31 protein-coding genes are annotated in these 26,729 nt (G+C 60.1%); 27 read left to right on the forward strand and 4 right to left on the reverse strand.

Annotated elements, in window-relative coordinates; translation table 11 throughout:
* The first annotated feature begins 628 nt into the window (after positions 1–628).
* From rluC to AACY44_RS26390, 3 genes are read left to right on the forward strand one after another with little or no spacing between them, the layout of a single operon-like run.
* Positions 629–1,588 (forward strand): 23S rRNA pseudouridine(955/2504/2580) synthase RluC, encoded by a 960-nt coding sequence (rluC, locus tag AACY44_RS26380; protein ID WP_065874021.1) that lies wholly within the window; start codon positions 629–631, stop codon positions 1,586–1,588.
* On the forward strand, positions 1,575–2,237 hold the full coding sequence (locus AACY44_RS26385; RefSeq protein WP_339437450.1) for an HAD-IA family hydrolase: 663 nt from the start codon (positions 1,575–1,577) through the stop codon (positions 2,235–2,237). Before rluC ends, AACY44_RS26385 begins: the two co-directional genes overlap by 14 nt.
* A 21-nt stretch (positions 2,238–2,258) precedes the next feature.
* Entirely contained in the window at positions 2,259–3,242 is a 984-nt protein-coding gene (locus AACY44_RS26390; RefSeq protein ID WP_339420909.1) for a S49 family peptidase, read from the forward strand.
* 127 nt (positions 3,243–3,369) lie between these two features.
* On the opposite strand, the gene AACY44_RS26395 is transcribed toward AACY44_RS26390, so the two are convergent.
* The gene (locus tag AACY44_RS26395) at positions 3,370–3,948 is read right to left on the reverse strand and encodes a Maf family protein (protein WP_339494485.1); all 579 of its coding nucleotides are present in this window, start codon (positions 3,946–3,948) and stop codon (positions 3,370–3,372) included.
* 105 nt (positions 3,949–4,053) lie between these two features.
* Between AACY44_RS26395 and AACY44_RS26400 the strand changes: the two genes are divergently transcribed.
* The 20 genes from AACY44_RS26400 to AACY44_RS26495 all read left to right on the forward strand — a co-directional run bounded on the left by AACY44_RS26400 (position 4,054) and on the right by AACY44_RS26495 (position 21,759).
* Positions 4,054–4,584 (forward strand): YceD family protein, encoded by a 531-nt coding sequence (locus AACY44_RS26400; RefSeq protein ID WP_049711923.1) that lies wholly within the window; start codon positions 4,054–4,056, stop codon positions 4,582–4,584.
* A gap of 13 nt (positions 4,585–4,597) precedes the next feature.
* Entirely contained in the window at positions 4,598–4,780 is a 183-nt protein-coding gene (rpmF, locus tag AACY44_RS26405) for a 50S ribosomal protein L32 (RefSeq protein ID WP_008152339.1), read from the forward strand.
* A gap of 4 nt (positions 4,781–4,784) precedes the next feature.
* On the forward strand, positions 4,785–5,795 hold the full coding sequence (gene plsX, locus AACY44_RS26410; protein WP_339437453.1) for a phosphate acyltransferase PlsX: 1,011 nt from the start codon (positions 4,785–4,787) through the stop codon (positions 5,793–5,795).
* Positions 5,796–5,921: 126 nt separating this feature from the next.
* Positions 5,922–6,860 (forward strand): ACP S-malonyltransferase, encoded by a 939-nt coding sequence (gene fabD, locus AACY44_RS26415; RefSeq protein ID WP_339420913.1) that lies wholly within the window; start codon positions 5,922–5,924, stop codon positions 6,858–6,860.
* Positions 6,861–6,891: 31 nt separating this feature from the next.
* The gene (gene fabG, locus AACY44_RS26420) at positions 6,892–7,635 is read left to right on the forward strand and encodes a 3-oxoacyl-ACP reductase FabG (protein WP_005790544.1); all 744 of its coding nucleotides are present in this window, start codon (positions 6,892–6,894) and stop codon (positions 7,633–7,635) included.
* A 191-nt stretch (positions 7,636–7,826) separates the two neighbouring features.
* Entirely contained in the window at positions 7,827–8,063 is a 237-nt protein-coding gene (acpP, locus tag AACY44_RS26425; protein ID WP_003175607.1) for an acyl carrier protein, read from the forward strand.
* Between the two features lie 128 nt (positions 8,064–8,191).
* Positions 8,192–9,436 (forward strand): beta-ketoacyl-ACP synthase II, encoded by a 1,245-nt coding sequence (gene fabF, locus AACY44_RS26430; RefSeq protein ID WP_339420916.1) that lies wholly within the window; start codon positions 8,192–8,194, stop codon positions 9,434–9,436.
* Positions 9,436–10,251 carry an aminodeoxychorismate lyase gene (pabC, locus tag AACY44_RS26435; protein ID WP_339420917.1) on the forward strand — a complete coding sequence of 272 codons (816 nt, stop codon included), beginning with the start codon at positions 9,436–9,438 and terminating at the stop codon, positions 10,249–10,251. The genes fabF and pabC overlap by 1 nt, the downstream gene beginning before the upstream one ends.
* A 1-nt stretch (position 10,252) precedes the next feature.
* A complete protein-coding gene (mltG, locus tag AACY44_RS26440; protein WP_339420918.1) occupies positions 10,253–11,386 on the forward strand; it encodes an endolytic transglycosylase MltG in 1,134 nt (377 codons plus the stop codon).
* A gap of 19 nt (positions 11,387–11,405) precedes the next feature.
* Positions 11,406–12,038, forward strand: a complete 633-nt coding sequence (gene tmk / locus AACY44_RS26445) for a dTMP kinase (RefSeq protein WP_339420919.1) — start codon at positions 11,406–11,408, stop codon at positions 12,036–12,038.
* Complete coding sequence (locus AACY44_RS26450) at positions 12,031–13,020, forward strand: DNA polymerase III subunit delta' (RefSeq protein ID WP_339531380.1); 990 nt, start codon at positions 12,031–12,033, stop codon at positions 13,018–13,020. Before tmk ends, AACY44_RS26450 begins: the two co-directional genes overlap by 8 nt.
* A gap of 53 nt (positions 13,021–13,073) precedes the next feature.
* Complete coding sequence (locus tag AACY44_RS26455) at positions 13,074–13,859, forward strand: TatD family hydrolase (RefSeq protein WP_339437454.1); 786 nt, start codon at positions 13,074–13,076, stop codon at positions 13,857–13,859.
* Between the two features lie 513 nt (positions 13,860–14,372).
* The gene (locus AACY44_RS26460; protein WP_010208394.1) at positions 14,373–15,026 is read left to right on the forward strand and encodes a TetR/AcrR family transcriptional regulator; all 654 of its coding nucleotides are present in this window, start codon (positions 14,373–14,375) and stop codon (positions 15,024–15,026) included.
* A 115-nt stretch (positions 15,027–15,141) separates the two neighbouring features.
* Positions 15,142–16,110: a GTP 3',8-cyclase MoaA gene (locus tag AACY44_RS26465; RefSeq protein ID WP_339439455.1), complete on the forward strand. Its 969-nt coding sequence runs from the start codon at positions 15,142–15,144 to the stop codon at positions 16,108–16,110.
* A 118-nt stretch (positions 16,111–16,228) separates the two neighbouring features.
* Positions 16,229–16,834 (forward strand): DUF4823 domain-containing protein, encoded by a 606-nt coding sequence (locus tag AACY44_RS26470; protein WP_065873961.1) that lies wholly within the window; start codon positions 16,229–16,231, stop codon positions 16,832–16,834.
* Positions 16,835–16,850: 16 nt separating this feature from the next.
* Complete coding sequence (locus AACY44_RS26475) at positions 16,851–17,411, forward strand: DUF1285 domain-containing protein (protein ID WP_339420926.1); 561 nt, start codon at positions 16,851–16,853, stop codon at positions 17,409–17,411.
* 70 nt (positions 17,412–17,481) lie between these two features.
* Positions 17,482–18,195 carry a GntR family transcriptional regulator gene (locus tag AACY44_RS26480; RefSeq protein WP_339420928.1) on the forward strand — a complete coding sequence of 238 codons (714 nt, stop codon included), beginning with the start codon at positions 17,482–17,484 and terminating at the stop codon, positions 18,193–18,195.
* Entirely contained in the window at positions 18,192–19,193 is a 1,002-nt protein-coding gene (locus tag AACY44_RS26485; protein ID WP_339531383.1) for an ADP-ribosylglycohydrolase family protein, read from the forward strand. Before AACY44_RS26480 ends, AACY44_RS26485 begins: the two co-directional genes overlap by 4 nt.
* 189 nt (positions 19,194–19,382) lie before the next feature.
* Positions 19,383–20,849 carry a purine-cytosine permease family protein gene (locus AACY44_RS26490; RefSeq protein WP_339439459.1) on the forward strand — a complete coding sequence of 489 codons (1,467 nt, stop codon included), beginning with the start codon at positions 19,383–19,385 and terminating at the stop codon, positions 20,847–20,849.
* Positions 20,842–21,759, forward strand: a complete 918-nt coding sequence (locus AACY44_RS26495) for a PfkB family carbohydrate kinase (protein ID WP_339420933.1) — start codon at positions 20,842–20,844, stop codon at positions 21,757–21,759. Before AACY44_RS26490 ends, AACY44_RS26495 begins: the two co-directional genes overlap by 8 nt.
* A 65-nt stretch (positions 21,760–21,824) precedes the next feature.
* Here the strand turns inward: AACY44_RS26495 and AACY44_RS26500 are convergent, their stop codons facing one another.
* From AACY44_RS26500 to AACY44_RS26510, 3 genes are all read right to left on the reverse strand, one after another.
* A complete protein-coding gene (locus AACY44_RS26500; protein WP_339420935.1) occupies positions 21,825–22,091 on the reverse strand; it encodes a hypothetical protein in 267 nt (88 codons plus the stop codon).
* Between the two features lie 51 nt (positions 22,092–22,142).
* Positions 22,143–22,475, reverse strand: a complete 333-nt coding sequence (locus AACY44_RS26505) for a hypothetical protein (RefSeq protein ID WP_339420936.1) — start codon at positions 22,473–22,475, stop codon at positions 22,143–22,145.
* An 85-nt stretch (positions 22,476–22,560) separates the two neighbouring features.
* Positions 22,561–23,757, reverse strand: coding sequence for an MFS transporter (locus AACY44_RS26510; RefSeq protein ID WP_339439460.1), 1,197 nt, complete (start codon positions 23,755–23,757; stop codon positions 22,561–22,563).
* Between the two features lie 188 nt (positions 23,758–23,945).
* Between AACY44_RS26510 and AACY44_RS26515 the strand changes: the two genes are divergently transcribed.
* The 4 genes from AACY44_RS26515 to AACY44_RS26530 all read left to right on the forward strand — a co-directional run.
* Entirely contained in the window at positions 23,946–24,425 is a 480-nt protein-coding gene (locus AACY44_RS26515; protein WP_034099874.1) for a GNAT family N-acetyltransferase, read from the forward strand.
* Positions 24,426–24,662: 237 nt separating this feature from the next.
* A complete protein-coding gene (locus AACY44_RS26520; protein ID WP_339420939.1) occupies positions 24,663–25,484 on the forward strand; it encodes an SDR family oxidoreductase in 822 nt (273 codons plus the stop codon).
* 35 nt (positions 25,485–25,519) lie between these two features.
* Positions 25,520–26,500 carry a substrate-binding domain-containing protein gene (locus tag AACY44_RS26525; protein ID WP_049711944.1) on the forward strand — a complete coding sequence of 327 codons (981 nt, stop codon included), beginning with the start codon at positions 25,520–25,522 and terminating at the stop codon, positions 26,498–26,500.
* Positions 26,497–26,729 (forward strand): ATP-binding cassette domain-containing protein (locus AACY44_RS26530; protein ID WP_339420945.1); only part of this gene is annotated, 233 nt, incomplete at its 3' end. The genes AACY44_RS26525 and AACY44_RS26530, both read left to right, overlap by 4 nt.

Genomic DNA, 26,729 nt, shown 5'->3' on the forward strand with positions numbered 1-26,729 from the left:
TCGCGACGGACGCGTCCTGCTTGTTAGCGGTGGTGACAAAGGCACCACTTCAACAAAAGCTAAGGTCAGGAGGAGGAATCAACCGACGACTGTGGACGAGATGAAGCGTCTAAATATAAGCCTAGTGCTACACGGTCCGACGGTTGTGCATCTCCACCCTACACGTATCCCTGATAATTCGGGTGCTGCCGCGCGCAGAATCCGCAGCGGGTTGGCATTTACCGTGTTCTCCAATGGGGAGTCCACGCTCATGGCTAAACAAGACTGAATGTGGGCGACTGCGCTCTCACTCAGCTCTTAACAGGCGTTGTTTCCGAAGCATTCGCCATGGTCTGGCTCAAAACTGACTGCACTTTGTGAACTGGCCGTAAATATCGGCGCAAAACGCGAGTATTCACTCTGCGTTCTGCACTCGCTTCAGGCCTCATGTCACCTGCGCTCGTTACAATCCTGAGCCTTCCAAGGTGGCGAACACCCCGTAGGACGGCCTCGCGTCCTGATGAATTGCGATGGTCAGGGCCGGCAGTTTGCCGCTAGTCCTCTGTCCAGGCCGCTTTTGGCGGCGTTCGCGACTATAGCAGCAATGATTAAGTGCTTCAATTCCATAAAAATTGTTATCATCGCCGCCATGACGAATACCGCCCCCCAGACCCCCAGCGTCCAGCTGCTTGAGGTCTCGCCGGAATATGCCGGCCAACGCATCGACAATTTTCTCCTGGCCAGGCTCAAAGGCGTGCCCAAGACCTTGATTTACCGCATCTTGCGTAAAGGTGAAGTGCGGGTGAACAAGGGTCGTATCAAGCCCGAGTACAAGTTGCAGGCGGGCGACATCGTCCGTGTGCCGCCGGTTCGCGTGCCCGAGCGTGATGAGCCCGTGCCATTGGCGCAGGGTCTGTTGCAGCGCCTTGAGGCGTCGATTGTCTTTGAAGACAACAAGCTGATCGTGATCAACAAGCCCTGCGGCATTGCGGTTCACGGCGGCAGCGGCCTGACGTTTGGCGTGATCGAAGCCTTTCGTCAGTTGCGTCCGGACGCCAAGGAGCTTGAGTTGGTCCATCGCCTGGACCGAGACACCTCCGGCCTGCTGATGATCGCCAAGAAACGCAGTATGTTGCGCCACTTGCACACCGCCCTGCGTGGCGATGGTGTGGACAAGCGCTACATGGCGCTGGTGCGCGGCAACTGGGCCAGCTCCATCAAGAGCGTTCGCGCGCCGTTGCAGAAGAGCAACCTGCGTTCCGGCGAGCGCATGGTGGAAGTGGACGAGGAGGGCAAAGAAGCCCTGACTTTGTTCAAGGTGCTGCGCCGTTTCGGCGACTTTGCCACCCTGGTCGAGGCCAAGCCGGTGACCGGTCGTACCCACCAGATTCGTGTGCACACGCTGCATGCGGGCCACTGCATCGCTGGCGATACCAAATACGGCGACGAGGACTTCTCCAAGGAGATCCGCGACCTGGGCGGCAAACGGCTGTTCCTGCACGCCTACATGCTCACCGTGCCGCTGCCGGATGGTGGTGAGTTGAAGCTGCAAGCGCCGGTCGACGAGATGTGGGCCAAGACCGTGGAGCGCTTGAGTGTCGCGCCGTGATTACAAGCTGCTGATATTTGATTGGGACGGCACCCTGGCCAATTCCATTGGCCGGATCGTCGAATCGATGCACATGGCGTCAACGCGTTCGGGTTTCGAGCTGTGCAGCGACTTCGCGGTCAAGGGCATTATCGGTCTGGGCTTGCCAGAGGCGATCCGCACCTTGTACCCCGACATTAGCGAAGCCGAATTGGTCGCATTTCGCGAGCACTACGCCGATCACTACACGGCGCTGGAGGCGGAGCCTTCGCCGCTGTTTGAGGGTGTGGTGCAGTCCCTGCAGGCCTTTCGCGCCGAGGGTTACCACTTGGCGGTCGCGACCGGCAAGTCTCGTCGCGGGTTGGATCGAGTGCTCAAGGCCCACGGTTGGGATGATTATTTCGATATCACCCGTGCTGCCGATGAAACCGCCAGCAAACCTCATCCTCTGATGCTGGAGCAGATCCTCGCGCATTGTGGCGTGTCGCCACGCCAGGCCTTGATGGTGGGGGATGCCTCTTTCGATCTGATGATGGCGCGCAATGCAGGCATGGACAGTGTGGCGGTCAGCTACGGCGCCCAGGCTGCCGAGGCCTTGCAGCATTATGAACCGCGACTGACGATTGATCATTTTTCCGAATTGCAGGCCTGGCTAAACCGGGCCCGATGAGTCTTTGCTGGGGTTAATGGCATGAGTGACGAATGGAAAGCGCCCGAAAAGGCTGAAAGTGGTGATGACAAGAGCTGGAAACTGCTGGAGAAAACCCTCCTGGCCAGCGTTCAGGAGCAGCGTCGTGCGCGGCGCTGGGGGATTTTCTTCAAGCTGCTGACCTTTGTCTGGCTTATTGCCATGCTGGCATTGTTCAGCCCGCTGATGGACGTGGAAAAAAATGCGACCCGTGGCGCCAACTACACCGCCCTGATCGAAGTGCGCGGGGTGATCGCCGATAAGGAGCCCGCCAGCGCCGACAATATCGTCAGCAGCCTGCGTGCTGCGTTTGAAGACCCCAAGGTCAAGGGCGTGATCCTGCGCATCAACAGCCCGGGCGGCAGTCCGGTGCAGTCGGGTTATGTGTATGACGAGATTCGCCGTCTGCGTGGCCTGCACCCGGATATCAAGCTGTATGCGGTGATTTCCGACCTGGGCGCTTCCGGCGCCTATTACATTGCCAGTGCGGCAGACCAGATCTACGCCGACAAGGCCAGCCTGGTGGGGTCCATCGGTGTGACGGCGGCCGGTTATGGCTTTGTCGGCGCCATGGAGAAGCTGGGTGTGGAGCGCCGCACCTACACCTCGGGCGAGCACAAGTCGTTCCTCGACCCGTTCCAGCCACAGAAGGCTGATGAAACCGCATTCTGGCAGGGCGTGCTCGACACCACCCATCGCCAGTTTATCGCCAGCGTGAAGCAGGGGCGTGGCGACCGCCTAAAGGATAAGGAGCATCCCGAGTTGTTCTCCGGGTTGGTGTGGTCAGGCGAGCAGGCGTTGCCGTTGGGCTTGATTGACGGCCTGGGGAGTGCAAGTTTCGTTGCGCGGGATGTGATTGGCGAGAAGGAGTTGGTGGATTTTACGGTTGAGGAATCGCCGTTTGATCGGTTCTCCAAGAAGCTGGGTGCCAGCGTAGCCGAGAAGCTGGCGTTGTATATGGGCTTCCAGGGTCCAAGCTTGCGCTGATCCAGCAGGCGCATCGATTCAAGTGTGTGCGGGCTTGCTCGCGAATGCGGTGGTTCAGTCAATCTATCGGTGGCTGACACTCCGTATCGCAAGCAAGCCCGTTCCCACATTCTGTTTGGTGGTGGGCTTAAGGGATCTGCACGCCTTCAGCCAGCAGCATATCCACCAGGCGGATTAGCGGAAGCCCAACCAGACTGGTTGCGTCCGGCCCTTCAGTGCTCTGGAAAAGGCTCACGCCCAGCCCCTCAGCCTTGAAGCTGCCTGCGCAGTCATACGGCTGCTCAATCCGCAGATAGCGTTCAACACGCTCAACGTCCAGTTCACGCATGTGCACGGTAAAAGGTACGCAGTCGACTTGGCAGTGTCCTGTCTCGCTGTTCAGCAGCGCCAGGCCGGTGAGAAAGCTGACGCGCTTGCCGCTGGCGGCTAATAATTGCTCGCGGGCGTTTTCAAAGGTGTGAGGCTTGCCGATGACCCGGCCTTCCAGCGTGGCAACCTGATCAGAGCCGATAATCAAATGCCCTGGATGCCTGGCCGCTAACGTGCGGGCCTTCTCTTCGGCCAGGCGCTTGACCAGCTCAATGGCGGACTCATTTGTGCGATGGCTTTCATCGATATCCGGCGAGCTGCAGATGAATGGCAGGTGCAGGCGGCTCAGCAATTCCCTGCGATAAATCGAGCTGGATGCGAGTAATAAAGGCAGCATGGGCGACTCCTAAAAGGCAGTGGCAGATTCTAGCGCGTGACCGGCTGACGCACAGGGCTGAATTTCCTTTGACATGGCCCGGTGCATCCCTATAATGCTGCGCCTATGTTGAATGACCCGATTCCACCTCACGTTGACCCGCGCAAACTGGCTGATCGTGGCACTTCCCTTCAAGGTGAGTTGCTGTTGGCCAATTTGGAGAGACTCTGCGACCCGCTTTCCGACACTGTCGGTACGGTGCAGGCTAAATTCGTTTTTGAACGAGATGAACGTAAATCTGTGGTAATTCACAGCGTTATCGACACCGAAGTCAAAATGGTTTGCCAGCGTTGTCTTGAGCTGGTCACCCTGCCGATCCACAGCGAATGCAGTTACGCTGTGGTGAAAGAGGGTGCGAATACCCAGTCGTTGCCGAAAGGTTATGACGTGCTGGAACTGGGCGAAGATCCATTGGATCTGCATGCACTGATCGAGGAGGAGCTTCTGCTCGCCTTGCCCATTGTGCCTGCTCATCATCCGGAAGAATGCCAGCAGCCGGCGGACCTCGGCGACGAGTCCGAACCGAGCGAGGACGAGGTAACGCGGTCCAACCCGTTCAGTGTATTGGCGCAGTTAAAGCGTGACCCAAACGTTTAGGAGTTAATCAATTATGGCTGTTCAGCAGAACAAAAAATCCCGCTCTGCCCGTGACATGCGTCGTTCGCACGATGCCCTGACGGCGAGCACTCTGTCTGTAGAAAAAACCACCGGTGAAATTCACCTGCGTCACCACGTATCGCCAGAAGGCGTATACCGTGGTCGTAAAGTGATCGACAAGGGCGCTGACGAGTAATCACTTGTCTGCTCTAGTCATCGCGATAGACGCAATGGGCGGGGACTTCGGTCCCCGCAGCATTGTTCAGGCCTGCATCGCCAGCCTGTCTGCCACACCCTCGCTGCACCTGACCCTCGTCGGTCAACCTTCCCCTCTTGAAGAACTGATTGCCAGCCATCCGGCAGTGGATCGCGCGCGCCTGACGATTACGCCGGCCAGCGAAACCATTGGTATGGATGAAAAGCCGGCGGCAGCCCTGCGTGGCAAGCCCGATTCTTCGATGCGGGTGGCCCTGGAGCTGCTGCGTGATGGCAAGGTGCAAGCCTGTGTCAGTGCCGGCAACACCGGGGCCTTGATGGCGTTGTCGCGGCATGTGCTCAAGACATTGCCGGGCATTGATCGTCCGGCGATGGTGGCGGCGATTCCGACGCAGAAAGGTTACTGCCAGTTGCTGGACCTGGGTGCGAATGTCGATTGCAGTGCCGAGCACCTGTTGCAGTTTGCTGTGATGGGCTCGGTGGCCGCCGAAGCGCTGGGCGTGGCCCGGCCACGGGTGGCGTTGCTGAATATCGGCACCGAAGACATCAAGGGCAACCAGCAGGTCAAGCTCGCCGCCACCTTGCTGCAAAGCGCGCGCGGCTTGAACTACATCGGATTCGTCGAGGGTGATGGTTTGTACCGTGGCGAGGCGGACGTGGTGGTGTGCGACGGGTTTGTCGGCAATATCCTGCTCAAGTCCAGCGAAGGCTTGGCGACCATGATCGCCACGCGTATCGAGGTGTTGTTCAAACAGAGCCTGGCGTCGCGCCTGGTCGGCGCCCTGGCGCTGCCGTTGATGCGCCGCTTGCAGGCTGACCTGGCCCCGGCGCGGCATAACGGCGCAAGTTTCCTGGGGCTGCAGGGCATTGTGGTAAAAAGCCATGGCTCGGCTGGCGTCGAGGGCTTTCAAAGTGCTATTGCACGGGCCGTGATCGAGATCCAGGAGAACCTGCCGCAACGCTTGCACGGCCGTCTTGAGGATCTGTTGCCTTAGGCGAATCGGCCCGGGAATGCTTAAATGTGACCGGCCAGTTCAATTGACCATCCAATCTGTCAGTTTCGTGCGCTCCCACCGTAGGCGTGCGCATTTTTGACGACCAGATCATTAGGGGCTTGTTACATGTCTACATCCCTCGCATTCGTCTTTCCAGGGCAGGGTTCGCAGTCCCTCGGCATGTTGGCCGAACTGGGCGCGCAATACCCGTTGATCCTGGACACCTTCAAGGAAGCTTCCGACGCCCTGGGTTACGACCTGTGGGCACTGACCCAGCAGGGGCCGGAAGAACAACTCAATCAAACCGATAAAACCCAGCCGGCCATCCTGGCCGCTTCGGTCGCCCTGTGGCGCTTGTGGCTTGCGGAAGGCGGCGCGCGTCCAGCATTCGTCGCCGGTCACAGCCTGGGCGAATACAGCGCCTTGGTGGCGGCGGGCAGCTTGACCCTGGCTGAAGCGGTCAAGCTGGTCGAGCGTCGTGGGCAGCTGATGCAAGAAGCCGTTCCGGCAGGGCAGGGCGGCATGGCTGCCATCCTGGGCCTGGACGACGCCGTGGTGATCGAAGCCTGCGCCGAAGCGGCCCAGGGCGAAGTGGTCAGCGCCGTTAACTTCAACTCCCCTGGCCAAGTGGTCATCGCGGGTGCCAAGGCTGCCGTTGAGCGCGCAATCGAAATCTGCAAAGCCCGTGGTGCCAAGCGTGCCTTGCCGTTGCCGGTAAGCGTACCGTCCCACTGCGAATTGATGCGCCCGGCTGCCGAGCGTTTTGCCGAGTCCATCGCTGCCGTCAACTGGCAGGCACCGCAGATCCCACTGGTACAGAACGTCAGCGCCGCCGTGGCGGCCGACCTCGACACCCTCAAGCGCGACCTGCTTGAGCAGCTCTACAAGCCCGTGCGCTGGGTTGAGTCGGTCCAGACCCTGGCGGCCAAGGGCGCCACCGAGCTGGTCGAGTGTGGCCCGGGCAAAGTCCTCGCCGGCCTGAACAAGCGCTGCGCCGACGGCGTCTCGACGGCCAACCTCAATACACCTGACGCCTTTGCTGCCGCTCGCGCAGCCCTGGCCTGACCCTCTATTTCCGAACTTAGGAGAAGCCTGCATGAGTCTGCAAGGTAAAGTTGCACTGGTTACCGGCGCAAGCCGTGGCATTGGCCAGGCCATCGCCCTGGAGCTGGGCCGTCAGGGCGCCGTTGTGATCGGTACTGCCACGTCCGCCTCGGGCGCCGAGCGTATCGCCGCGACCCTGAAGGAAAACGGCGTGCAAGGCACCGGCCTTGAGCTGAACGTGACCAGCGATGAGTCAGTGGCCGCCGTACTGGCTGAGATCACCGCACAATTTGGCGCGCCGGCGATTCTGGTAAACAACGCCGGCATCACCCGCGACAACCTAATGATGCGCATGAAAGACGACGAGTGGTACGACGTGGTCGATACCAACTTGAACAGTCTGTTTCGCCTGTCCAAGGGCGTTTTGCGTGGTATGACCAAGGCGCGTTGGGGGCGAATTATCAATATTGGCTCCGTAGTGGGTGCCATGGGCAACGCAGGCCAAGTAAACTACGCGTCCGCCAAGGCCGGTCTGGAAGGTTTCAGCCGTGCATTGGCACGTGAAGTCGGCTCGCGGTCGATTACGGTCAACTCGGTGGCCCCAGGGTTCATCGACACCGATATGACCCGTGAGCTGCCGGAAGCACAGCGTGAAGCCTTGCTGACGCAGATTCCGCTGGGCCGTCTGGGCCAGGCTCAAGAGATCGCGAATGTGGTCACTTTCCTGGCATCCGACGGTGCGGCATACGTGACTGGGGCTACAATCCCGGTGAACGGCGGGATGTACATGAGTTAAATTGTGACGGATCGCTTCAAAAAAATGTCATACGAGCTGTCTAAAATCCGTTATAAAGCTGCAACTTAATTTATAGGCGGGTGGCCGACCGGGTACTGGGTGAAGCTTTCAGTTGAAAAGCTGAAATGGCTTTCTATACACTTACTCACTGGCCAGCTGCCTGAATTTGTCCATTAGGAGTTAAACAAGGTATGAGCACCATCGAAGAGCGCGTCAAGAAAATCGTCGCCGAGCAACTGGGCGTTAAGGAAGAAGAAGTGGTCAACACTGCTTCCTTCGTAGAAGACCTGGGTGCCGATTCCCTTGACACCGTTGAGCTGGTGATGGCTTTGGAAGAGGAATTCGAGACCGAAATCCCGGACGAAGAAGCTGAAAAAATCACTACTGTTCAAGCTGCTATCGACTACGTTACTAGCCACCAGGCGTAATAGTTTGTAGTCGTCGCTTGCTTTCAGGGAAAAACCGCACTGCTGTAACGGCGTGCGGTTTTTTCTTTAGCCCTGACGAAATGTGAGCGCTGAAGCAAAAGTGTCGTCATTAGAAAAAGGAGAGTGCTGTGTCGCGTAGACGCGTCGTAGTCACCGGTATGGGTATGTTGTCGCCACTGGGCACGGATGTGCCGAGCAGTTGGCAGGGCATTCTGGCTGGCCACAGTGGTATTGGTCTGATCGAACACACGGACCTTTCTGCCTATTCCACCCGTTTTGGCGGCTCGGTAAAGGGCTTCAATGTCGAGGAATATCTCTCGGTCAAAGAATCCCGCAAACTCGACCTGTTCATTCAATACGGCCTGGCAGCCGGTTTTCAGGCAGTGCGTAACGCCGGCCTGGAAGTCACCGACGCCAACCGTGACCGCATCGGCGTGGCCATGGGATCGGGTATTGGTGGTTTGACCAATATCGAAGAAACCAGCCGCACGTTGCACGATTCCGGCCCCCGTCGAATTTCACCGTTCTTCGTGCCGGGCTCGATCATCAACATGATTTCCGGTTTCCTGTCCATCCACTTGGGCGCACAGGGGCCTAATTACGCCATTGCCACCGCGTGCACCACGGGCACGCACTGCATCGGCATGGCGGCGCGCAACATCGCCTATGACGAAGCTGACGTGATGATCGCTGGCGGCGCCGAGATGGCGGCCTGTGGCCTTGGCATGGGCGGCTTCGGCGCGTCCCGTGCACTGTCGACCCGCAACGACGAGCCCACCCGCGCCAGTCGCCCTTGGGACAAAGGCCGTGATGGTTTCGTTCTGTCCGACGGCGCCGGTGCACTGGTGCTGGAAGAGTTGGAACACGCCAAGGCGCGTGGCGCGACCATCTATGCCGAGCTGATCGGCTTTGGCATGAGCGGCGACGCTTACCACATGACCTCGCCACCCTCCGACGGTGCCGGCGCTGCGCGTTGCATCACCAACGCGCTGCGCGATGCGAAGGTCAACCCGAACCAGGTGCAGCACATCAACGCTCATGGCACGTCGACGCCGACTGGCGATTTGGCGGAAGCTGAAGCCATCAAGTCGGTGTTCGGCGAGCATGCCTACAAGCTGGCGGTCAGCTCCACCAAGTCCATGACCGGCCACTTGTTGGGCGCGGCGGGTGCGGTCGAAGCGATCTTCAGCGTGATGGCCATCAAGGATCAGGTCGCTCCCCCGACCATCAACCTCGATGAGCCTGACGAAGGCTGCGACTTGAACTTCGTGCCTCACGAAGCGCAGCCGATGCCGATCGACGTGGTGATCTCCAACTCGTTCGGTTTTGGTGGCACTAACGGGTCCCTGGTGTTCCGCCGGTTCGCCGAGTGATGCACAGCTGGGTCGACGGTCAGCCAGCGGATAACGTGCCCCTGAAAGATCGCGGCCTGGCGTATGGCGACGGGTTGTTCGAGACCATCGCCGTCAGGGCCGGGCAACCGTTGCTGCTCGACCGTCACCTGCAACGCCTCGATCAGGGTTGCAGGCGCCTCGCTTTGATTGCAGATCAGCCTTTGATCCGCAACGAAGTGCTGGCCTATGCCGCCGCCCTTGGCGACGGTGTCCTCAAGGTGATCCTTACCCGTGGCGACAGTCTGCGTGGGTATGGCATCAACCCTGGCGAGCCAGTGCGCCGTATCTTGCAGGGCAACCCGCCCGCTACTTATCCCCTCGCCCATGGAACCGACGGCATCCGCCTGTTTCCGTGTGCCACCCGCTTGGCCGAGCAGCCACTGCTGGCCGGCCTCAAACACCTCAATCGCCTCGAGCAGGTGATCGCCCGCGCCGAATGGCAGGATGCCGAACACGCTGAAGGTTTGATGCTGGACATGTCTGGGCGTGTCATCGAAGGCGTATTCAGCAACCTGTTTCTTGTGCGCAACGGCTTGTTACTAACCGCTGATCTGACGCGTTGCGGCGTTGCCGGCGTGATGCGCGCCGAGATTCTGGCCCAGGCTCAAACGCTGGGCACCCCGGTGGCCGTGGCCGACATCAGCCTTACGCAGTTGCAGCAGGCTGACGAAGTCTTTGTATGCAACAGCGTTTATGGCATTTGGCCTGTGCGCGGGTACGCTGCGATGAGCTGGTCGGTTGGCCCGCTCACCCGTAAACTGCAGGGCATTATTCGCGCGCTATTGGAAATTTGAGTTGATACGAAAACTGGTTGTACTGCTGCTGATCGGTCTGTTCTCGGCGGCTTTGTTGTTGGGTTATTCGGCCTGGAAGTTCGATTCTGCCTTGAAGCAGCCTTTGAACCTGGCCCAGGAGCAATTGCTCGATGTGCCGGCAGGGGCGACCCCGACCGGTACCTTCAATCGCCTGGAAGCCGATGGCGTGCTCGACGGCGCGTTCTGGTTGCGCCTGTACTGGCGCTTAAACCTCGACGGCCAGCCACTGCAGAGCGGCGAATACCGCATGACGCCTGGCATGACGGCGCAGGGCTTGATCGGCCTCTGGCAGCGTGGCGAAGTGGTGCAATACAGCCTGACCCTGGTCGAAGGCTGGAACTTCCGCCAGGTGCGCTCGGCCTTAGCCAACAATGAAAAGATCGTGCAGAGACTTTCGGGCCTCACTGACAGTGAAGTCATGGATAAACTCGGCCACCCTGGCGTGTTCCCCGAGGGGCGGTTCTTCCCCGATACCTACCGCTTCGTGCGTGGCATGACCGACGTCGAATTCCTGAAAAAAGCCTATAACCGCCTGGACGATGTACTCGCCCAGGAGTGGAGCAAGCGCGCCGCCGATGCGCCGTACACCGACCCTTATCAAGCGCTGATCATGGCCTCCCTGGTGGAGAAAGAGACCGGCGTACCTGAGGAGCGTGGGCAGATCGCCGGGGTATTTGTGCGTCGCTTGAAGATCGGCATGCTGTTGCAGACCGACCCAACGGTGATCTACGGGCTGGGCGAGCGCTACAACGGCAAGTTGACCCGCGCTCATCTCAAGGAAGCCAACCCTTACAACACCTACATGATTGCCGGCCTGCCGCCGACGCCTATCGCGATGGTCGGCCGCGAGGCGATCCATGCCGCGCTGAACCCGGTGCCGGGCAGCAGCCTGTATTTCGTCGCACGGGGCGATGGCAGCCATATTTTCTCGGATAACCTGGATGCGCATAATGCCGCCGTGCGCGAGTTTCAACTCAAACGCCGCGCCGATTACCGCTCCAGTCCGGCCCCGGTGGTGAAGCCTGCGCAAGACGCAACGCCACCGGCGGATGAGCCAGCTGATAAACCGGCCGAGCCTGCGCCGGACACCACTGCGCCGCCAAGCCCGCAATAATTCTGACTAAGGACTGCCTGTGACTGGCTTGTTTATTACCCTGGAAGGCCCCGAGGGCGCCGGCAAAAGCACTAACCGCGATTACCTGGCCGAGTGCTTGCGCGCCCAAGGCATCGAGGTGGTGTTGACCCGCGAGCCTGGCGGTACGCCGCTGGCCGAGCGCATTCGTGAGGTGCTGCTCGCTCCGGGTGAAGAGCAGATGAACCCTGACACCGAGCTGCTGCTGGTGTTCGCCGCGCGCGCCCAGCACTTGGCCGAGGTGATTCGCCCGGCCCTGGCGCGCGGTGCCGTAGTGATCTGCGACCGGTTTACCGATTCCACCTATGCCTACCAGGGCGGCGGTCGAGGTTTGTGCCTGGAGCGCATTGCTACATTGGAAACGTTCGTCCAAGGCGACCTGCGCCCTGACCTGACCCTGGTGTTCGACCTGCCGGTGGAAGTGGGCCTGGCCCGCGCCAGTGCCCGTGGTCGCCTGGACCGTTTTGAGCTCGAAGGCCAGGCCTTCTTCGACGCGGTCCGTACTGCGTTCCTCAAACGTGCTGCGGCCGAGCCTGCGCGTTATTACCTGCTGGACGCGGCCCAACCGCTGGCCCAGGTGCAGCAAGCCATCGACACGCTATTGCCGACGCTGCTGGAGCGCGCCCGTGCCTGAAGCCTATCCGTGGCAGGCCAGCCTGTGGCAACAATTGGCCGGCCGTGCTCACCACGCCCATGCCTACCTGTTGCATGGACCGGTGGGTATCGGTAAGCGGGACTTGGCTGAGCGACTCATGGCCAGCCTGCTGTGCCAGCGCCCGGTCGACCTGGAAGCCTGTGGCGAATGCAAATCCTGCCTGTTGCTCAAGGCCGGCAGCCATCCGGACAACTACGTGTTGAAGCCCGAGGAAGCCGACAAGGCGATCAAGGTCGACCAGGTCCGTGACCTCGTCAGCTTCGTGGTGCAAACCGCGCAGATGGGCGGGCGCAAGGTGGTGTTGATCGAGCCCGTGGAGGCGATGAACATCAACGCCGCCAACGCCTTGCTCAAGAGCCTGGAAGAGCCGTCTGGCGATACCGTGTTGTTGCTGGTCAGCCACCAATCGAGCCGTTTGCTGCCGACCATTCGCAGCCGCTGCGTTCAGCAGGCGTGCCCGCTGCCAAGCGAGGCGCTGAGTCTTGAGTGGCTGGCGCAGGCGTTGCCGCAGTGCAGTCAGGAAGAACGGGTCGAGTTGCTGACACTGGCAGCGGGCTCGCCATTGGCCGCGGTGAAGCTGCAAGCCCAGGGGGTGCGTGAGCAACGCGCACTGGTGGTGGAGGGCGTAAAGAAGCTGATCAAGCAGGAAGTGTCCGCGACCCAGTTGGCTGAAACTGCCTGGAAGGACATTCCTCTGCTATTGCTGTTCGACTGGTTCTGCGATTGGTCGAGCCTGATCCTGCGCTACCAACTGACCCAGGACGAAAGCGGTCTGGGCCTGCCAGATATGCGCAAAGTGGTGCAGTACCTGGCGCAAAAAAGTGCCCAGGACAAAGTGCTGACGATCCAGGACTGGATCCTCGCCCAGCGCCAGAAGGTGCTCGGCAAAGCCAACCTCAACCGTGTGCTCTTGCTTGAAGCGCTGCTGGTGCAGTGGGTCGGTTTGCTCGGCCGGCGTTAATTTCCCTGGCTGACGGGTATCGTTGGTCAAACACTTTCAGTGACTTAATTCTTATGCTCGTAGATTCCCATTGCCACCTTGATCGCCTCGACCTTGCCCAGCACGGCGGCTCCCTTGACGCCGCGCTCGAAGCGGCACGCCAGCGCGGAGTAGGGCACTTCCTGTGCATCGGCGTCAGCGCTGAAAATGCTGGCGACGTCAAAGCCCTGGCTGATCGCTATGCCGATGTGGATTGTTCGGTGGGTATCCATCCGCTGGACCTCAAGCCCGGTGAAGCCCCAGCCCTCGACTGGCTGCTCGGCGAACTCAATCACCCGCGCGTGGTGGCCATCGGTGAAACCGGCCTGGATTACCACTACGAGCCCGAAGCCGCCGAGTTGCAGCAAGCCTCCTTTCGTTTGCACCTGCAGGCTGCCCAGCAGACCAGTAAACCGGTGATCGTCCACACCCGTGGCGCCCGTGCCGACACCCTGACCCTGCTGCGCGAAGCCGCGCTGCCTCAGGCTGGCGTGTTGCACTGCTTCACCGAGGACTGGGACATGGCCAAGGCGGCCCTGGACCTCGGGTTCTATATTTCCCTGTCGGGCATCGTCACCTTCCGCAATGCTGACGCCCTGCGCGACGTAGCGCGCCAAGTACCGGCCGACCGCCTGCTGGTGGAAACCGACTCGCCGTACCTGGCGCCCATCCCACATCGCGGCAAGCCGAACCTGCCGGAGTATGTGCGCGATGTGGCGGATTACCTGGCGATGCTGCGTGGCGAATCCTACGAGCGCTTTGCCGAACAGACCACCGAGAACTTCAAGCGCCTGTTCCCGCTGGCTCACGTGGCCTACTGACGCACAATTTTCAAAGCTGAAAAATTTCCCCGTAGTGAGCGTGCTTGTGTAGATACCGATGCTGTTGACGCGGCCAAATCGCAGGCAAAAAAAACCCGGGTTCTGGGGGGTGAATCCGGGCTAAGACCATTAGGAGTAAAACAAGGGCACGCGGTCCGTTGGTACCCAGGTCGGCGCGTCACTTGGGGGAGATGTCACGCCGACAGTTCAAGTATTGATCAGTATCCGATTCAGTCCAGTGGCGACTGGTCGTTTTTTAAACAGATTTGGAATACACGCGCTTCGCTTGGGTTCTCATCAAGCAGGTGTACGGAGGGAGTTGTTGCGTATTATTTCTGACTGAAATCAATGCAAACGTTGGTGCGCTGAAAGTAAAGTGCGTTACGGGTTCACATAGACATTGCCCAACGACCGTTCAGTCGGGATAATCCCTCGCACTGGGTAAATCGTATCGCCACGTATCCGTGGCCCTGCGCAACCCTTCCTATTTCGACCTCTGCAGACCTCTTTCTCATGCACAAAGAACCCCGTAAGGTCCGTGAGTTTCGCCGCCGTGAGCAGGAAATTCTCGACACCGCACTGAAGTTGTTCCTCGAACAAGGTGAAGACAGCGTCACCGTCGAGATGATTGCGGATGCCGTGGGTATCGGCAAAGGCACGATCTACAAGCACTTCAAGTCCAAGGCCGAGATTTACCTGCGCCTGATGCTCGACTACGAGCGTGATTTGAACGAGCTGCTGCATTCGGCCGATGTGGACAAGGACAAGGAAGCCCTGTCCCGCGCCTACTTCGAGTTCCGGATGCGTGATCCGCAGCGCTATCGCCTGTTCGACCGTTTGGAAGAGAAGGTGGTCAAGGGCCATCAAGTGCCGGAAATGGTCGAGGAGTTACACAAGATCCGTGCCTCGAACTTCGAACGCCTGACTCTGCTGATCAAGGGCCGCATCAGCGAAGGCAAGCTGGAGGACGTGCCGCCGTATTTCCACTATTGCGCTGCCTGGGCCTTGGTACACGGCGCCGTCGCGCTGTACCACTCGCCGTTCTGGAGCAATGTGCTGGAAGATCAGGAAGGCTTTTTCCAGTTCCTGATGGATATCGGCGTGCGCATGGGCAACAAGCGCAAGCACAGCGCCGAGCAGCCACCGGCTGAAACGCCCGCCACGTAATGATTTGCTGCCACGCGCAGTACCCCAGGAATATACTCAGGCATGGACTCTTGCTAAAAGCTGATTTATCAGTCAGTTTTTAGTGCGCCCGAATCATCCTCTGCCGGAGTGATCCATGATCGTTGATCGTCAAGGCAGGCGTTTTCGCAATTTGCGGATCAGCCTGACCTCAGCCTGCAATTACGCGTGTACCTACTGCGTGCCTAACGGCAAGCGGCTGGTGGCTGCCCAGGACGAACTCTCGGCCGAGGCGATGGCGCGCGGCGTGGCTTATCTCATTGAGGCGGCCGGCATCGACCGCTTGCGCATTACCGGCGGAGAGCCACTGGTCAGCCCCAAGCTGGAAGCCTTCATGGGCGCAGTGGGGCAGATGGGCCTCAGTGACATCAGTTTGACGACCAACGGCCAACTGCTGGCGCGCAAACTGCCGTTGCTGGTGGACGCCGGGATCAAGCGCATCAATGTCTCCCTCGACACCCTGGATGCGGACGCCTTCCGCAGCATCGCTCGTGGCGGCGACTTGGCCACCGTGCTCGATGGCATGGACCAGGCCCGCGCTGCCGGTATCAAGATCAAAGTCAACATGGTGCCGTTGCGCGGCCAGAATCTTGACCAAGTGATGCCGCTGCTCGACTACTGCCTGGAGCGCGGCTACGAGTTGCGCTTTATCGAGCTGATGCGCATGGGCCACCTGGCCAAGGACTCCAACGCGTTCCTGCAGCAATTTGTCAGCTTGCAGCAACTGCTGAGCCTGATCGGCGAACAGTATGAATACCTGCAAGCCAATGCCCCCGTCGACGCCACCGCCGTACGCTACGAAGTACCGGGCAAGGGTTTCTTTGGCGTGATTGCCAACGAGAGTGTGCCGTTCTGCCGTACCTGTTCACGGCTGCGGTTGTCGTCCACGGGCTGGTTGCATGGCTGCCTGTCGTCGAGCAACCGTCACTATGTCGGCGACCTGCTGGACAAGCCGCGGCATCAAGCACTGCCTGCGCTGCAAGGCCTGTTGATGAAGGCGTTGGGGGATAAACAGGAAGTGGCCTTCTCCGGCGGTGCCACCATCATGAAAATCATTGGCGGCTAACGCGATTTCCTAACTCAACTCACTCCCACATTTGGTTATGCGTCATCTCTGAGTGGCGCGGATTCTGCATCTCATGCCCATTCGCCGGTTTTCCGTCACCGGCTTCTGGAGGATTAGGATGCGTAGTCTGGTTTTGTTGCTGGCGTCGTTGACGCTGAGTGGTTGCATGACCGTCAGCGATATGGCCGAAGGCACTCGCTATCAGATGAGTGATGCCGGCTTGCTCGACCACAGCGACACCCGTCGCACGGCCTCGATTCGCGTGCAGCCGGACTCCTTTATCTTTATCGCCCAGGGTGCCTTCGTACCGCCGGGCAGTGCCTACCCGCGTCCTAACGTGGTGGCAGAGGAAGCGTTCAACGGCTTCGTCGAATACTTCCCCATGGTACGCCGCGCCCGCCAACCGGAAGGTCTGGAACAGGCAATGTCCGAAGCTCGTGCAGCCGGCGCTCACTACCTGTTGTACTGCCGATTTGCGGCAGCGGATGACCGTATCGGCAATGCCGACGAGTGGGCTGATCAGCAGGCCCTTGACCGTGTTGGCCTGGACAACGGCGTCATCCAGATCATGTTGATCGAGACCAGCACCCAGTATTTGATTGATACTGCACGTATTCGCAGTCGTGGCGGTTTACTGACGTTCCACGACAATAAGCCAGAAGACTTGATTGCCCGCCCCCTGGCGCAATACGCCCGCGGCCTGCTTGGGATGAGTGATCAATAAGCACCAGGAGAAGCCCATGACCGATTCCGCCAAAGCCAACGATCTGTTGGCCCAACTGCCCAAAGGCAAGGGACCGGCGCCGGTGCATCTGTGGAACCCGGATTTCTGCGGCAACATCGATATGCGCATCGCCCGCGACGGCACCTGGTTCTATCAGGGCACGCCGATCGGGCGTAAGCCGATGGTCAAGCTGTTCTCCAACATTATCCGCCGCGATGGCGATGATTACTTCCTGATCACTCCCGTGGAAAAAGTTGGCATCACCGTCGACGATGCGCCGTTTGTCGCCGTGACCCTGGAAGTCGAAGGGCAGGGCGAAAGCCAGGTATTGCGCTTTACCACCAACGTGGATGAGCAAGTCGAAGCCGGTCTTGAACATCCGTTGCGCGTGGTGATCGATCCGGTCACCCAGGAGCCCGCGCCCTACATCCGGGTGCGCACCAACCTTGAAGCCTTGGTGCATCGAAACGCGTTCTACCAATTAGTGGAACTGGCGGTGAGCCGTCCGATCAACGGTCAGAACTGGCTTGGTGTCTGGAGCGCTGGGGAATTTTTCCGTATTGGGCTGGAGCCTTAGGGCCCGTTTTTTCATGTTCCTGAAATAATTCGCTTGCTGTAAATAACGGCTTTCGGTTATCAATTTTTACATGATTAGACATGTTCGATTTGATAAGAAAAAACGCGTCGTCGACGAGCTTATACGCCGTATCGAGGGCGGAGTGATGGTCGACGGTTTTCTGTTGCCGGGTGAGCACCAATTGGCCGAGGAGTTTGCGGTCAGTCGCGGCACCCTGCGCGAAGCGCTGGCTGAACTCAAACGGCGTAATTACATAGCGACCCAGAGCGGCGTCGGCTCCATCGTCACCTTTGACGGCATGGTGCTCGACCAACATAGCGGTTGGGCGCAGGCCCTGGCCGACACCGGGGCGCGGGTGAGCACCGATATACTGCGCCTGGAAGCGGTGACTCGCCCAGACCTGTTCAACCGTTTCGGCAGTGACCAATTCATCGCCCTCGACCGGCGCCGCCGCACCACCGACGGCACCGCCGTGTCCCTGGAGCGCTCGCTGATGCCCGCCTCCGGAGGCCTGGAGAGCCTGCCTGACGTGGGCCTGATCGATGACTCCCTGACCATCACCCTGGCAGCCTACGGGTATGTCGGGGCCGACGGTGACCAGTGGATCGGCGCCGAGCCCCTCAGCGATGAAGACGCCGAGTTGCTTGGCCGCCCTACAGGCACTGTGTTCCTCAAGGCGTCGCGCACGACCTACGACCGTCGCGAGCGTTTCATGGAGTACGTCGAAAGCTGGCTCGATCCTCTGCACTTTCGTCTGCACCTGCAGTTTGGACATTCGAAATGACCTCGCACACTCGCGCCCTCGGCGCCTTCTACGGCCTGGCATTGGGCGATGCGCTGGGCATGCCGACCCAATCCTTGAGCCGTGAACAGGTCCGGGCGCGCTTCGGTGCTATCACCGGCCTGGAAGATGCCGGTGCTGACCAGCCCATCGCGCCAAACATGCCCGCCGGCTCCATCACCGATGACACCGAGCAGGCGATCCTGGTGGGCGAATTGCTGGTGGAAGGCCAGGGTACGATTGAACCTACCGTGCTCGCACAGCGCCTGATCGACTGGGAGGCAGTCATGCGTGCCAAGGGCTCGCAGGATTTACTCGGCCCATCGACCAAGCGTGCGATCGACATGATCCTCGCCGGCCACACGCCGGAAGAATCCGGGCGCTATGGCACCACCAACGGCGCCGCGATGCGCATCACGCCGGTGGGGATCGCCGCCGATGTCAGCGACCCGGCACCGTTTATCCAGGCGGTGATCCAGGCCTGCCAGGTTACCCATAACACCACCCTGGGTATTTCCAGTGCGGCGGCGGTGGCGGCGGTGGTGTCGGCTGGCATTAATGGCGTGGATTTGGGTGAGGCACTCAATATCGGTATGCAAATCGCCCAACAAGCAGAGCGCCACGGACACTGGATCGCCGGCGGGCGTATTTCCACGCGCATCAGTTGGGCGCGGACGTTGAGCGTCGACAGCGGGGACAAGGTCCTGTTCGCCGACCTGCTGTATGAGTTGATTGGCACCTCCGTGGCTTCACAGGAGTCAGTGGTGGTGTCCTTTGCCTTGGCCCAGCAAGTGGCGGTCGGCGAGATGAATGCCTTCGAGGCCCTGTGCCTGGCCGCCAGCCTTGGCGGCGACACCGACACCATCGCCGCGATTCTAGGCGCCATGTTGGGCGCATGCCTGGGCATGCAGTGCTGGCCTGTGGCGATGATCGATCAGGTCAAGCAGGTCAACGGCCTGGATATTCAGCCTCTGGTTCAAGCGCTGCTCAAATTACGCTGAACACCACAGAGCAAAAATGTGTGTGGCTTGCCTGTGATGACGGTGTGCCAGCCATTGATGCGCTCACTGGATAACCGCCTTCGCAGGCAAGCCGGCTCCCACACTGAATCGTGTTGAGTCAGGATGACCGGCTTAAAGATTGGATTCTTTGCCACAATTACAACAATACAGGCACCAGGAGCGCCCCTCATGAGCAGCACCTCTTCCGGCCAGAGCGCTGGGCAATTGGAAACACGTGGTATCGAACCTGTCCCGGAAAGCGAGTGTAACGGGCACCCGCTGCAACTGTTCTGGGTGTGGTTCGCGGCCAACATCAGCATTCTTGGCTTACCGCTTGGCGCGACGCTGGTGGCGTTTCGCGGCCTGGCGATCTGGCAAGCAATCATCGTGGCGATCCTCGGCGCTGCCGGTTCCTTTGCCGTGGTAGGCATCATCTCCATCGCCGGTCGGCGTGGCCGCGCGCCCAGCCTGACGCTGTCCCGCGCCATCTTTGGCGTGCGCGGCAATATCGGCCCAACGCTGGTGTCGCTGATGTCACGCCTGGGCTGGGAAACCGTCAACACCACCACAGCCGCCTTTGTGCTGCTGTCGTTGAGTTCGATCCTGTTCGGTTCTGCGGTGGAAGCGAAAAGCGCACCGTTACTCACCCTGATATTCATCGCGATCTTCGTGCTGCTGACCCTGGCCGTATCCGGCCTCGGACACGCCACCTTGCTGGTGATCCAGAAGTGGGCCACCTACGTGTTCGGCGCCTTGAACATTCTGGTCGGCGGCTTCCTTTGCGCCACTATCGATTGGAGCGCAGTGTTCAATGCCACGCCGGCACCGCTCAGCGCGATGATCATTGGCGTCGGCACCATGGCCGCGGGCACTGGTATCGGCTGGGCCAATGCCGGCGCCGACATGTCGCGCTACCAGCACCGCAGTGTGAAGGCTGCGCGCCTGGTGGCATCCGCCGCGTTTGGTGCGGGCATCCCGCTGGTGTTGCTGATCACCCTTGGCGGCCTGCTGTCGGTGGGCAATAACGACTTGGCGTCGGCCACTGACCCGATCATCGCGATCCGCGACATGCTGCCGACCTGGATGGCGGTTCCGTACCTGATCACGGCGTTTGGCGGGCTGCTGCTCTCCAACAACCTGTCGGTGTACTCGGCGGGTCTCACCACCTTGACCCTTGGCTTGAAGGTCAAGCGTGTGCACGCGGTGATCGTCGACATCGTGGCAATCTTCGCCGGTTCGATTTACTTCATGCTAATCGCCGACAGTTTCTATGGCCCATTTATCACGTTCATCTCGTTGCTGGCGGTGCCGATTACGGCCTGGGTCGGCATTTTCGTGGTCGACCTGATCCACCGTCACTACTACAGCCCCACGGACTTGCTGGACGTGAGCCCAAGCAGCGCCTATTGGTATCGCGGTGGTGTGGAGTGGCGCGCATTCGGCGCCTGGGCCCTGGCGATCGTGTTGGGCTTCAGCTTCACCACCATTGGCACCACCGCCGACAACATCTGGTTCGCCGGGCCGTTGTCCGACTCGTGGCTGGGCCATAACGGCCTCGGCTGGATCGTTACCTTCCTGGTGGCCGGCGGGGTTTATGCGGCGCTGGGTGGCGCGGCTGACCGTCGCCCGGCTCTGGTAGAGAGCCCCAATGTCTAGATTGCTGCACACCGGCCAAGTCATCGTCGACCTGGTCATGGCTCTCGATACCTTGCCTGCATCCGGCGGCGACGTGCTGGCGCATTCGGCCAGTTTCGAAGCCGGTGGGGGGTTCAATGTGATGGCTGCGGCCAAGCGCAATGGGCTGGCGGTGATCTATCTGGGGCGCCACGGCAACGGGCGCTTTGGCGACCTGGCCCGCGCAGCGATGCTGGCCGAAGGTGTGGAAATCGCCCAGGCGCCCAGCACGGACAAAGACACGGGGCTATGCGTTTCGCTGACCGAGGCCAGCACCGAGCGCACGTTCATTTCCCATATCGGCGCTGAAGGTGATTTGAACGCCGAGGATTTGGCGAGTGTGGTGCCACAATCGGACGATTACGTTTATGTCAGCGGTTACAGCTTGTTGCTGGAAGGCAAGGCCCAGGCGCTGCTCGACTGGCTGCTGACGCTGCCCCGTCACATCACCGTCGTGTTCGACCCCGGCCCGCTGGTCAAGGCGCCGGATTCTGCACCGATGCTGGCCCTGCTGCCGCGTATCGATATCTGGACCAGCAATGGCCCGGAGGCGCTGGCATTTACGGGGGCAGGTACGTTAACGAAGGCACTGAGCGAGCTGAAGCGTCACCTGCCTGACACTGCCTTGCTGGTGGTGCGCGATGGGCCGAAGGGTTGCTGGGTCAGCGCCGAGGGTGCCGTCGAGCATGTGCCGGGCTTCAAGGTACAGGCGGTGGACAGTAACGGCGCGGGCGATGCGCATGCGGGGGTGTTTATTGCGGGGCTGGCGAACGGACTGGCACCCGCTCAAGCGGCACGGCGGGCAAATGCGGCAGCGGCGTTGGCCGTGACACGTTGGGGGCCGGCTACATCGCCCGGCACCCCTGAAGTCAATGCCCTACTCACTGAATAAAGCCAATCAACACTGTGGGAACCGGGCAAGCCCGGCTCCCACAGTGTTTAGCGGTGTTTCCTACATTACTGGGCAGTCTGACTTTCCAGCTTGCGCGCCTCATCCACCCCCGACGCCGTCAACTTGATCGGCAAGTTCAACGAATACTCCCCGGTCTCATCGGTGGTCACATGCCCATCCTTGATAAGCCCGCGATCCTGCAGAAATGCCAAGGCACTGGCGACCACTTTTTCTCCGCGGTAGTTATCCAGCACTTCCTTGCCCAACCCTTGGGGGTGCGCGTGCAGCAGGCGGGTGAGGACTTCTTTTTCAAGGTCTTTATCGACGTTCATGCATACCTCTTCACTGGGGAATGATCGGGTGTCTGTAGAGCGATTCGCTGTTTATGGCGCAGTTTGTTTCGGCGCGCCTGGCAGGTTCGAATCATCGCCTTTATTGATCGTCGGCTCATTCACGGATGGGCCCATTTTGCCGTTGCCGACGGCGGCAGGCGCCTGGCGTTCGGTGTCGTGGCCTTTGGTGTGCGGGTCAGCGCCATTAGTGTTGTCGATGACCGCGCCGCCATTGGTATCCAGGCCAGTGCCCATGGATTTCTGCGACTCGCTGGTCGCGTCAGGCGTGGTGGTGCCGGTCGACGATGTGGCGGCGAAACTGCTCAGGGACACCGCCGACAGCAGGCCGGTGAGCGCGAGGGCAGCAAACTTGGAATTCTTCATGAGGGTGTCTCCATATGATTAATGTCCTTACCCTCTATTGGTCAGTTGACGTTTCCTGATCGTGCCTTGATGGCGACGAACGGTATCAAGTGACCTGTAAGATTTTGTGTGATGAGACCCGACGCCAGGCCAACCGCGCCACGCTGATCAACCAATTGCAGGTGGCCACCGCCAGCACGCTCATCATCAGTGCCGACAAGCCGTAGTCGACGATGAGCTTGCCCGCCAACCAGGGAAACCCGAAGACCCCGACAAAATACGCCAGGCTGAACAGCAGCAACGCCTGGGACGTCATGCCGGATGGCGCCTCATGGGCTACCAACCCGTTGATCACGGAATACGTCAGGCCGTACCCGACCCCCAGCAGCGCCGCTGCCAGCAAATAGCTGAGGTTTCCGCTCACGCCAAAGGCAAACAGCGCGATCGACCCGAGTATGATCCCGGATAACACGCAGGCCGCCCGGTAGGCATCACGCTTGACCACAAAGCCGGCAATCAACAGGCGACTGGTGATTGCCGCACTCAGGAAACCTGCGAAGAACAGCGAATAATCCAGCCCATGCGCGGCGGCGTAGCTGGTCTGGAACGATGAAAGCCCGCCAAATACGCAACCCCCCAGGCCAACCATCAGGATGGCGAACACCGCTTTGGAAGACAGCACTCGACGGCTGGCACCCCAGGAAATCTTTGCCGTAGGTACGTGGGTGTGATGCTTGAATTGTGCGCCCATGCGCCAGAACATCACGGCACCTGCGAGGCTGGCCAACCCGGCGATATAAAATGCGGTTGTCAGTGGCAGCTCCAGCGCGCTGGCGGCGCGCCCGAGCAGAGGGCCCGCGCCGATTCCGCTCAACATGCTGCCCGACAGCAGCGCAAAGTACTTGGCCCGATGGTGAGGCTCCACCAGCAACGTCACGATGATCGGTCCCAACGTGTAGAACACGCCCCAGCCCAGCCCCAGTGACAGCCCGAAAAGCATCAAACCTTGACCAAACCCTGGCACCAGCGCAAAGCCCAGGCAGGCCACCACCAGCAATACGCCCATTCCCGCAATCGCACGCGCCGCACCCAACGCATCCGCCAAATGCCCGGAAAGTAGCACCGCCACGAAGGTACTGAGCATCGCCGTGGAGATCACGCTACCGGCATCGTGCTCATTGCCGCCGCGTGAATGAATCAGCAGCGACAGCAAAAAGGTCGAGCCGTAGGACAGCGACAGCAGGAAACTGGCAAGGCAGAACAGCGCGAAGGTTTTCGCGCTCACCGAGGGCATCGCAGGCATGGGCACGTCTCGAATCGTTGGAGGTGTGCCGTCTGTTTACCATGCATGCCTGCGCGGATTGTTCTGTGGTTGATGGTGCTCGCATTGCTCCTCAGCGGAGTAAAGCGCCCCGGCCCCGGTGATAATGCACTGCAATCAGTCATGAAAGCGCCTTAGTATGTGTGCTTTGAAATTGCCAAGGCTCGCCCATGACCATCGAGATTCGCCCCGCCGTGCCCAGCGATGCTGCGCAGATCCTGACGTTCATCACTGAATTGGCTGAGTACGAAAAAGCCCGGCATGAGGTGATCGCCAGCGTGGTAGACATTGAGCGCAGCCTGTTCAGCGAGGGCGCCACCGCACACGGCCTGATCTGCTCACGCGATGGCGTGCCGATTGGGTTCGCGGTATTTTTCTTCAGCTATTCCACGTGGTTGGGCAGCAACTGCCTGTACCTGGAAGACCTCTACATCAACCCGGAGCAACGCGGCGGCGGGGCGGGCAAGAAGCTGCTGCGCCACCTGGCGAAGATTGCTTTTGATAACGGTTGCGGGCGCTTTGAGTGGAGCGTGCTGGACTGGAATGAGCCGGCGATTGCCTTCTACAAATCCATCGGCGCGCAGCCGCAGGAAGAGTGGGTGCGCTATCGCATGGAAGGCGACGCACTACGAGACTTCGCCCTCGGCTAGCAACCTTCTGTAACCACTGAAGATCAAAATGTGGGAGCGGGCTTGCTCGCGAATGGAGTGGATCAGTCGACATTTTTGGTGACTGAAACACCGCATTCGCGAGCAAGCCCGCTCCCACATTATTTTTGTGTGTCTCTCACTATATGGGATGCAAATTTATATATTGAGATGTTTCAAATGATAGGTTTATAGTCGGCTGCATCAGCACTCACTACCAAAAATAAAACAGGTGAAGCGATGCAGGCACAACCGTTGTCACTCCCCGCCGTGCCCGAGCCCACCTACGGCGAGCGGCTCAAAGGCAAGGTGGTGATCATCACTGGCGCCGCCCAAGGCATTGGCGAGGCCATCGCCGCGTGTTTCCAGGCTCAGCAGGCGCGCCTGGTCATCGCCGATATCCAGGGTGAGAAGGTCGAGCAAGTCGCCGCCCACTGGCGTGAACGCGGTGCTGACATCTACGCGCAAGCCGTCGACATTACGTCTAAAGATCAATGGCAGGCGCTGGTCAATCTGACCCTCGAGCGCTTCGGCCGCGTGGATGTGCTGGTCAACTGCGCCGGGGTCAATGTGTTCCGCGACCCGCTGGAAATGACCGACGAAGACTGGCGCCGCTGCTTCGCCATCGACCTCGACGGCGCCTGGTACGGCTGCCGCTCGGTGTTGCCGCACATGATCGAGCAGGGCATCGGCAGCATCATCAACATCGCGTCTACCCATTCCAGTCACATCATTCCCGGCTGCTTCCCCTATCCCGTGGCCAAACACGGCCTGCTCGGCCTTACGCGTGCCCTCGGCATCGAGTACGCGCCCAAGGGCATTCGTGTGAATGCCATCGCGCCGGGCTATATCGAAACCCAGCTCAACGTCGACTACTGGAACGGCTTCGCCGACCCCCACGCCGAGCGCCAGCGCGCCTTAGACCTGCACCCGCCCAAGCGCATCGGCCAGCCGATCGAGGTGGCGATGACTGCATTGTTCCTGGCGACCGACGAGGCGCCCTTTATCAATGCCACCTGCCTGATGATCGATGGCGGGCGGTCTGTGATGTACCACGACTAAAACCTGCAGCGCTCAATAACAACAAGAGGTAGCTCATGTTCAAGAAAACTCTAGGCGCAGTAGCGCTTGCGATGGCGTTCAGCGGCGTGGCATTGGCCGAGGAAGTGAAGATCGGCTTTCTGGTCAAGCAAGCCGAAGAACCCTGGTTTCAGACCGAATGGGCCTTCGCCGAAAAAGCCGGTAAGGAACACGGTTTTACCGTGATCAAGATCGCCGTACCGGATGGCGAGAAAACCCTCTCGGCCATCGACAGTCTGGCCGCTAATGGCGCCAAGGGCTTTGTGATCTGCCCGCCGGACGTGTCCCTGGGCCCGGCCATTGTCGCCAAGGCCAAGGTCAACGGCTTGAAGGTGATGGCGGTGGACGATCGCTTTGTCGATGCCAAGGGCAACTTCATGGAGGACGTGCCTTACCTGGGCATGGCCGCCTTTGAAGTCGGCCAGAAACAGGGCGCCGCCATGGCCGCCGAAGCGAAAAAACGCGGCTGGGACTGGAAAGAAACCTACGCTGTGATCAACACCTACAACGAACTCGACACCGGCAAAAAACGCACCGACGGTTCGATCAAATCCCTTGAAGAGGCGGGCATTCCCAAAGACCACATCCTGACCGCCGCTCTCAAGACCCTTGATGTTCCCGGCAGCATGGACGCCACCAACTCAGCCCTGGTCAAGCTGCCCAGCGGCGCGAAGAACCTGATCATCGGCGGCATGAACGACAACACCGTACTGGGCGGCGTGCGCGCCACCGAAAGCGCCGGCTTCAAGGCGGCCAACGTGATCGGCATCGGCATCAATGGCACTGACGCCATCGGCGAATTGAAGAAAGCCGACAGTGGCTTCTTTGGTTCGATGCTGCCCAGCCCGCACATTGAGGGCTACAACACTGCGCTGGCGATGTACGAGTGGGTCACCACCGGCAAGGAACCGGCGAAATACACCGCCATGGACGAAGTCACCTTGATCACCCGTGCCAACTTCCAGGAAGAGCTGACCAAAATCGGGCTGTGGAAATGACCGGCGCGGCCTTGCGCTTCAACGGCATCGGCAAGGAGTTTCCTGGGGTCAAGGCCCTGGCGCAGATCAGCTTTGAAGCGCGGCCGCGCGAGGTGCACGCACTGATGGGCGAGAACGGCGCGGGCAAGTCGACGCTGCTGAAGATCCTCGGCGGCGCCTACATCCCCAACAGCGGCACGCTGCAAATCGGCGAGCAGACCATGGCGTTCAAGAACGCGGCGGACAGCAT

This window comes from Pseudomonas sp. RA_15y_Pfl1_P11, assembly GCF_963970975.1.
Classification (GTDB): Bacteria; Pseudomonadota; Gammaproteobacteria; order Pseudomonadales; family Pseudomonadaceae; genus Aquipseudomonas; species Aquipseudomonas tritici.

Bases quoted from the DNA above. Each gene is read 5' to 3' on its own strand.
- AACY44_RS26475 (WP_339420926.1), top strand. From the start codon at position 16,851: ATGACCGATTCCGCCAAAGCCAACGATCTGTTGGCCCAACTGCCCAAA.
- fabD (WP_339420913.1), top strand. From the start codon at position 5,922: ATGTCTACATCCCTCGCATTCGTCTTTCCAGGGCAGGGTTCGCAGTCC.
- AACY44_RS26515 (WP_034099874.1), top strand. From the start codon at position 23,946: ATGACCATCGAGATTCGCCCCGCCGTGCCCAGCGATGCTGCGCAGATC.
- AACY44_RS26510 (WP_339439460.1), bottom strand. From the start codon at position 23,757: ATGCCTGCGATGCCCTCGGTGAGCGCGAAAACCTTCGCGCTGTTCTGC.
- AACY44_RS26395 (WP_339494485.1), bottom strand. From the start codon at position 3,948: ATGCTGCCTTTATTACTCGCATCCAGCTCGATTTATCGCAGGGAATTG.
- rluC (WP_065874021.1), top strand. From the start codon at position 629: ATGACGAATACCGCCCCCCAGACCCCCAGCGTCCAGCTGCTTGAGGTC.
- pabC (WP_339420917.1), top strand. From the start codon at position 9,436: ATGCACAGCTGGGTCGACGGTCAGCCAGCGGATAACGTGCCCCTGAAA.
- AACY44_RS26480 (WP_339420928.1), top strand. From the start codon at position 17,482: ATGATTAGACATGTTCGATTTGATAAGAAAAAACGCGTCGTCGACGAG.
- AACY44_RS26520 (WP_339420939.1), top strand. From the start codon at position 24,663: ATGCAGGCACAACCGTTGTCACTCCCCGCCGTGCCCGAGCCCACCTAC.
- AACY44_RS26390 (WP_339420909.1), top strand. From the start codon at position 2,259: ATGAGTGACGAATGGAAAGCGCCCGAAAAGGCTGAAAGTGGTGATGAC.
- AACY44_RS26485 (WP_339531383.1), top strand. From the start codon at position 18,192: ATGACCTCGCACACTCGCGCCCTCGGCGCCTTCTACGGCCTGGCATTG.
- acpP (WP_003175607.1), top strand. From the start codon at position 7,827: ATGAGCACCATCGAAGAGCGCGTCAAGAAAATCGTCGCCGAGCAACTG.
- AACY44_RS26490 (WP_339439459.1), top strand. From the start codon at position 19,383: ATGAGCAGCACCTCTTCCGGCCAGAGCGCTGGGCAATTGGAAACACGT.
- fabG (WP_005790544.1), top strand. From the start codon at position 6,892: ATGAGTCTGCAAGGTAAAGTTGCACTGGTTACCGGCGCAAGCCGTGGC.
- AACY44_RS26525 (WP_049711944.1), top strand. From the start codon at position 25,520: ATGTTCAAGAAAACTCTAGGCGCAGTAGCGCTTGCGATGGCGTTCAGC.
- AACY44_RS26495 (WP_339420933.1), top strand. From the start codon at position 20,842: ATGTCTAGATTGCTGCACACCGGCCAAGTCATCGTCGACCTGGTCATG.
- rpmF (WP_008152339.1), top strand. From the start codon at position 4,598: ATGGCTGTTCAGCAGAACAAAAAATCCCGCTCTGCCCGTGACATGCGT.
- AACY44_RS26400 (WP_049711923.1), top strand. From the start codon at position 4,054: ATGTTGAATGACCCGATTCCACCTCACGTTGACCCGCGCAAACTGGCT.
- AACY44_RS26455 (WP_339437454.1), top strand. From the start codon at position 13,074: ATGCTCGTAGATTCCCATTGCCACCTTGATCGCCTCGACCTTGCCCAG.
- AACY44_RS26460 (WP_010208394.1), top strand. From the start codon at position 14,373: ATGCACAAAGAACCCCGTAAGGTCCGTGAGTTTCGCCGCCGTGAGCAG.
- AACY44_RS26465 (WP_339439455.1), top strand. From the start codon at position 15,142: ATGATCGTTGATCGTCAAGGCAGGCGTTTTCGCAATTTGCGGATCAGC.
- AACY44_RS26500 (WP_339420935.1), bottom strand. From the start codon at position 22,091: ATGAACGTCGATAAAGACCTTGAAAAAGAAGTCCTCACCCGCCTGCTG.
- AACY44_RS26470 (WP_065873961.1), top strand. From the start codon at position 16,229: ATGCGTAGTCTGGTTTTGTTGCTGGCGTCGTTGACGCTGAGTGGTTGC.
- AACY44_RS26505 (WP_339420936.1), bottom strand. From the start codon at position 22,475: ATGAAGAATTCCAAGTTTGCTGCCCTCGCGCTCACCGGCCTGCTGTCG.